We start from the raw sequence: 6,188 nt of genomic DNA on the forward strand, positions 1-6,188 counted from the left end.
ACGATGAAGGTCAAGACGACGGGTTGGATGAAGGCTGGCTGGATGATGCTCGTCGTCGCCTGTTTGCAGGCTGCGACGGTGGCGCACGCGAGCGATATCGACTTCGGCGCGCCGTTGAACGGCTGGCGCAACACCAGCGGTGACAGCGAGCGCTATACGCAGGACGTGCACTATCCGGCGGTGTCGGTATCGACACCGGAAGGGCAGTCGAAGTTCGCGTTGATCGAAGGGCAGATCCGCAACACGCCGAAGAAGAAAAGCACCACGGTGGGCACGCTGGTGGTCGACGGCACGCCGTTGCCGCAGCGGGTGGAGGAAGACGGCAAGTTTTCGCGGCCTTACGCGTTTCCGTCCGGCAGCAACAGCGTGGAACTGCGGGCGCCGGATGGCTCGCGCAAGCGCGTGCAGTTTTACGACGCCTACAGCGGCAAGACGCAACCCAAGTTGCGCGTGGTGCTCGCATGGGACACCGACGGCACCGATCTGGACTTGCACGTGGTGTCGCCGGACGGCGTGCACACCTGGTATGGCGACCGGGTTGCGCCGAACGGCGGCGCACTCGACGTGGATGTGACTACCGGCTACGGGCCGGAGATTTACTCGTCGGCGGCGCCCTTGAAGGGCACGTATCTGGTCTATGTGAATTACTACGGTAACGGGAGCAGCGGCAGCGATATGACCGTCGCGCAGGTGACGATCATCACGAACGAGAACACGCCGAACGAGAAGAGCGAAACCATTCGGGTGCCGATGCGTAAGCCGGGCGAGCTGACGCTCGTGAAAACATTCGTGATGCCGTAAAACAGTTGCTCTCTTGCGGGCCAGATTTCAAATTTTCACGCTGTCGTAGTCAGTTTTGCGAAGGAAAGACCACCCGCCCGCCGTGCATATGCGCTTATGCGCATGCGGGCCTCAAAAACGTATATTTGCCAGCCGGGGGAAGAAAAAATGAACTCACTCGACCAGAAGCAGCCGCTGTTGAGCTACGACGGCAAGGTTGGAGAGCTGTACGGGATATTCATCAAGAATCTGTTGCTGCAGATCATCACGCTTGGCATTTATCGTTTTTGGGCCACCACGAATACCCGCCGATATATCTGGTCGCGCATGCGTTTTCAAGGTGAGCGATTTGAGTACACCGGAACGGGCGGCGAACTGTTCAAAGGTTTTCTACTGGCGATTGCGATTATCTTTGGCGCGATTGTCGGTGCTGGCATTCTTAGCGCGATTCTGCGCGCCATCACAGGGAGCGCTGCACTGGCTCTCGTGCCGATCATTGTGCTCTACATCGTGATCGCGGTGATCGCAGCAGGGGCGTATTTCAGCGCGCAGCGTTACCGCTTGAGCCGCACCCAATGGTGTGGGATTCGCGGAGGCATGACCGGCTCGTCGTGGGTCTACGGCGCGTATGCATTGCTGTATGGCCTGCTGTGCATCGTCACTCTGGGACAGATGGTGCCGTGGGTGTCCATGCGCCTTGCGGAGCGACGCATCAACGCGAGCAGTTTCGGCAGCCTGCCGTTTCATTTTGAAGGCCGCGCGCGTGCGCTGTATGGCGCGTTCGTCGGCACGTTTTTGGGCGTCGTCGCGCTGTTCGTCGTGCTCGGGGCAGTTTTCCTCAAGAGCATCATGGCGTTCCTGCCCATCGGGCATGCGCCGCTGAAGGCTCATGATCCCGCCGCGTTCGCAGCATTCGGCTCGATATTTCTGTTCTACGTGCTGTTCATCGTCGGTGCGTTGCTGATCCAGTGCTTCTATCTGGCGCTGGTGACGCGCCATGTCATGGGTAATACGACGCTTGGCACGCAACTGCGCTTCGGCAGCAGCATTACCGCCGGGCGTCTGCTCGGAATGATGCTGGGCAATCTGGCGATCATCGTCTTTACGCTGGGTCTGGGTTTTCCGATCGTGTTGCATCGCGTGATGCGCTTCGCAGCCGATACGCTGCAGGTGTCCGGTCAACTCGACCCGCAGACGCTCGGTCAAAGCGATCAGCAACCGCCGCGCACGGGCGAAGGCATGCTGAACCTGCTCGATCATGGCGGCGCGTTCTGACGCCGTTGTGGAACCTTCAGTGCCGACCGGCACACGCTATTACGACGGCAATACCGCCGCGCCTCACGTGGCAACGCTGCGCTGGAGCGAGGCGTTTCTGTCGATGTTTCGCAGCGCCGGTATCACTCTGATCAGCACAACCTTGGGTATCCATCTGGGTTTCGCAGACGTTTCTTCGCTGGCGGGGCGATTAGTGGGTTTGTCGTATAGCCGTGACATGGAACGTCTCGCCGATGCGAACGGCGTTGCCTATCTGCAAGCGAGCGGATTGCGCAGTGATGGGCTCGCGGCATTTTTTGCGTTGACGGAGAAGCGTAGCGGCAGCGCCAGCGCCAGCGGTGCGATCGAGTTTCTGTCGGATCATCCGCGTACGCTCGACCGGGAAGCACGGAATCAGGGATCGCCGGTCGGCGAGAGTGCGTTGACGGCGCAGCAGTGGGCGGCGGTTCGGGCAATGTGCGGGAAGTCGTGAGCCGTGCGACCTGTCGTGTCGGAAGCGTAGATGTGAAAACCAATGCGCTCAACGAGTTGGGTGACTCTTGCTCAGGATATCCACAGGCTTCTGAACAGTTTCTGTGGACAAATCGAACTATGGAATCCGTTCTGTAGAACCGCGTGTTGCGCAGTCGTCGTATACATTTCTGGCAGGCTCGTCGAGTGATCGGCGTGTGATGGCGCAATGCCATCCGATGGAGCTTACCGCTTCTTTCCGGCGCTCAAGTTTTGGCTTGCTGCCGTCGATAGGTCCTGTAAGCGGTCGTGCGTCGAACCGCCGTGTGCGAGCGTAATGGGTCTGTTTGCATTGCCACAGCGAACCGGAGGCGGCGCATGCGTTGGGCGAAATAAACGGAGGTTGCCATGCAAATCGACAGTGCGCTGTCGTCGACACTGCCGGAATCGGATCGCGCGACAACGAAGAGCCGGTCCGCAACGGACGACACGGCCACGCAGACTACAGCGTCAAATACATCCGGGCAGGACGACGCCGTCCATATCTCCGCCGAAGGCGCAGCGACGGCGGCGCAAGAGGGCAATACGGTTCAGGATGGTGCGGTAAGCGATTCAGCGGGAGAGGGCGCATCGACAACCGACGTCTCGGCGGTCAAGGCGTTTGCATACGGTACGCTGGGTCTCGAACGCCCGGATCAGCCTCATGAAGAGCGTAATGCGTTCTACACGGCTGGGCGTTGGCTGGCAGCGGGAATCACCATTGGCGGGATCATCTCGTTGCTTGCTTGAAATGGGAGAGAGAGATGCGCTTGTCGTGCATGACGCACGACAAGCGCAACGACCGGCTTGGCTTAGCGGTCGAGGAACGACTTCAGACGATCTGCACGGCTCGGATGCATCAGCTTACGCATGGCCTTGCTTTCGATTTGACGAATCCGCTCGCGCGTGACGTCGAACTGCTTGCCGACTTCTTCGAGCGTGTGGTCCGACTTCGTGTTGATGCCGTAACGCATACGCAGCACCTTCGCTTCGCGCGGCGACAGTGAGTCGAGCGCGTCGTCGATGGCGGCGCGCAAGTCGGCCTGCATTGCTGCGTCGGCCGGCGAGGAAGCTGCCGAATCTTCGATCATGTCGCCGAGCGTGGCGTCGCCGTCGTCGCCGACTGGCGTTTCCATCGACACCGGCTGCTTGGCGATCTTCAGAATGCCGCGCACCTTCTCTTCCGACAGTTCCATGCGTTCTGCCAGCACCGACGGATGGGCTTCCTGACCGGTCTGCTGCAGGATCTCGCGCGAAATGCGGTTGAGCTTGTTGATCGTTTCGATCATGTGCACCGGCACGCGAATCGTGCGCGCCTGATCGGCGAGCGAGCGCGTCACAGCTTGACGAACCCACCACGTTGCATACGTCGAAAACTTCCAGCCGCGGCGGTATTCGAACTTGTCCACCGCCTTCATCAGACCGATGTTGCCTTCCTGGATCAGGTCGAGGAACAGCATGCCGCGGTTGACGTACTTCTTCGCGATCGAGATCACGAGACGCAGATTTGCCTCGATCATTTCGCTCTTGGCCTTGCGCATCTTCGACTCGGCCGCGACCATCTGACGATTGATCTCTTTCAGATGCTTGAGCGGCAGCGAAACGGTTGCTTCGATGTCGATCAGCTTCTGCTGTTCCGACTGGATTGCCGGCAGATGGCGCTCCAGTGCCGCGCCGAACGTCGACGCACCGCGCGCGGCGTGCTCGGTCCAGCCCAGATCGGCTTCATGACCCGAGAACGATTCGATGAACTGTTCGCGCGGCATGCCGCTCTTCGTCACGACGATTTGCAGAATGCGGCGTTCGATCGCACGAACTTGCGCGACCTGGTGTTGCACGTCGCCGCACAGACGGTCGATGGTGCGTGCCGTGAAGCGGATCTTGGCGAGGTGCTGCTGAATCTCTTCGCGGGCGCGCAGGTAAGCCTTCGAGCTGACGTCGCCGCGCGTGTGTGAGGCGTTCTGCTGGTCGGACAGAATGCCGACTTGCGCGAAGATTTCCAGGCAATCGCTGGTGAGTTGCTTCAGGCGTGCTTCGTCCGCTGCCGAGGAGTCGGCCGGACCGGCATCGTCGTCGTCTTCGCTATCGCTGTCGTCATCGTCGGTCGCGTCGGCGTCGACGTCCGCTGCGGCGTCCGCGCTCGCGCTGGCGTCTTCCGCCGCAACCGTTTCTTCATTCAGACCGTCGACGAGCTCGTCGATACGCAGTTCGCCGTCCGCGACCTGTTGGGCGCTTGCCAGAATGGCGGAGATCGCGAGCGGGCAAGCGGCAATCGCCTGCACCATTTCGTGAAGACCGTCTTCAATGCGCTTCGCAATCGCGATTTCGCCGGCGCGGGTCAGCAGCTCAGTTGCGCCCATTTCGCGCATGTACATGCGCACGGGATCGGTCGTGCGGCCGAACTCGGAATCGACGGTCGACAACGCGACTTCGGTTTCCTCGTCTGCCTGATCGTCCGACACCACGGCGGGGGCGTTCGAGTTGAGCAGCAGGGTTTCCGCATCCGGAGCCTGCTCGTAGACCTGCACGCCCATGTCGTTGAAGGCGCTGACGATGCTGTCGATCGCCGCCGTCTGCGCGAAGTTGTCGGGCAGGTGGTCGTTGATCTGCGCGTGGGTCAGGTAGCCTTGCTCCTTGCCCAACTGGATCAGCGCGCGCATCTGGCGCTGGCGTTCTTCAGCCTGTTGCGGCGGCAGTTCAGCCGCTACGGGGATCGCTTTGCCTGCGCCTTTGCCCTTGGCTGTACGGCCAGCGGGTGCCTTGGCGGTGTATCCGGCAGTTTCGTGTTGCGAATCTTCGCGATCAAAAGGGTTCACGTATTCTCCTCTAGAGGCTTCGCTATGAGACGCAAGACGCTACCGTCAGGCGTTTCGAGCATGGCTCAACATCACCTGAGTGACTCAACGCGGTTGTTTGGCTGTGCTCTGGGGAGCAAAAAAGATGAGCCCGCGCGAAGCGGGCCGATAGAAATGTGCGAAATTCGCGCGGCTCGCATTATATACGAGCTTGCGCCTTCGCGCGCATTATGAGCACACCAATTTGTCATGCGCTCTTGTCGCAGGGTCCCTTCATCGCCTGTCATCCGTAAGTTCAGGTGGGGGCAGAAGGCAGCACTTCAACTGCTCGTCGTGCGCGTATGCAGGCTCTTCACTATAGGCTATGTCGGCCACTCCCGCACGACCGGATGACTTTTCGTCGATCTTGCTCCATATAGTGGGGTGCATGTTTCGGCGTCAAATCGCACTTGGTCAAAAGAAAATTCACAAAAGGGGGTTGACGACCTGTCGGTCGTTCTTCATAATCTCGTTTCTCTGCTGCTGATGCAGCGACGCAGAACGAAGCGGTGCCGGGTGGTTGTGATGTTGACGACGCGCGGCGCTGTTCCGGTAGTGAATGCGTACTCGATCTTTAAAAATTAACAGCCGATAAGTGTGGGCGCTTGATGCGCGACGCGCCGGTGGACTCTTCGGGGTCTGCCGGGAAGCGAAAGTATCAAGTCTCACACGAGTATTAAAGGAAGGTTTTCCTGTCGGGGTGGATTCACGCCGGCAGGTTAATCATTCGTCAGTACGTTGAGTGAGCGACCGGTTCTTAACTGAACCGAAAAACAGTAACAGGTTTGAACTGAAGAGTTTGATCCTGGC

At 59.7% G+C, this 6,188-nt stretch carries 5 protein-coding genes; 4 read left to right on the top strand and 1 reads right to left on the bottom strand.

What is annotated here, in order from left to right:
* Positions 1-3: 3 nt before the first annotated feature.
* The 4 genes from P3T25_RS34770 to P3T25_RS34785 all read left to right on the top strand — a co-directional run bounded on the left by P3T25_RS34770 (position 4) and on the right by P3T25_RS34785 (position 3,294).
* Entirely contained in the window at positions 4-801 is a 798-nt protein-coding gene (locus tag P3T25_RS34770) for a YfaP family protein (protein WP_429361524.1), read from the top strand.
* A 147-nt stretch (positions 802-948) separates the two neighbouring features.
* Entirely contained in the window at positions 949-2,055 is a 1,107-nt protein-coding gene (locus P3T25_RS34775; RefSeq protein WP_408516674.1) for a YjgN family protein, read from the top strand.
* A 19-nt stretch (positions 2,056-2,074) separates the two neighbouring features.
* On the top strand, positions 2,075-2,527 hold the full coding sequence (locus P3T25_RS34780; RefSeq protein WP_429361526.1) for a M48 family metalloprotease: 453 nt from the start codon (positions 2,075-2,077) through the stop codon (positions 2,525-2,527).
* 386 nt (positions 2,528-2,913) lie between these two features.
* Positions 2,914-3,294 (top strand): hypothetical protein, encoded by a 381-nt coding sequence (locus P3T25_RS34785; protein ID WP_154557790.1) that lies wholly within the window; start codon positions 2,914-2,916, stop codon positions 3,292-3,294.
* A 62-nt stretch (positions 3,295-3,356) separates the two neighbouring features.
* Here the strand turns inward: P3T25_RS34785 and rpoD are convergent, their stop codons facing one another.
* Positions 3,357-5,360: an RNA polymerase sigma factor RpoD gene (gene rpoD, locus P3T25_RS34790; protein ID WP_429361529.1), complete on the bottom strand. Its 2,004-nt coding sequence runs from the start codon at positions 5,358-5,360 to the stop codon at positions 3,357-3,359.
* Positions 5,361-6,188 lie beyond the last annotated feature (828 nt).

The organism is Paraburkholderia sp. GAS32 (genome assembly GCF_050434225.1).
GTDB classification, from domain to species: Bacteria; Pseudomonadota; Gammaproteobacteria; order Burkholderiales; family Burkholderiaceae; genus Paraburkholderia; species Paraburkholderia madseniana.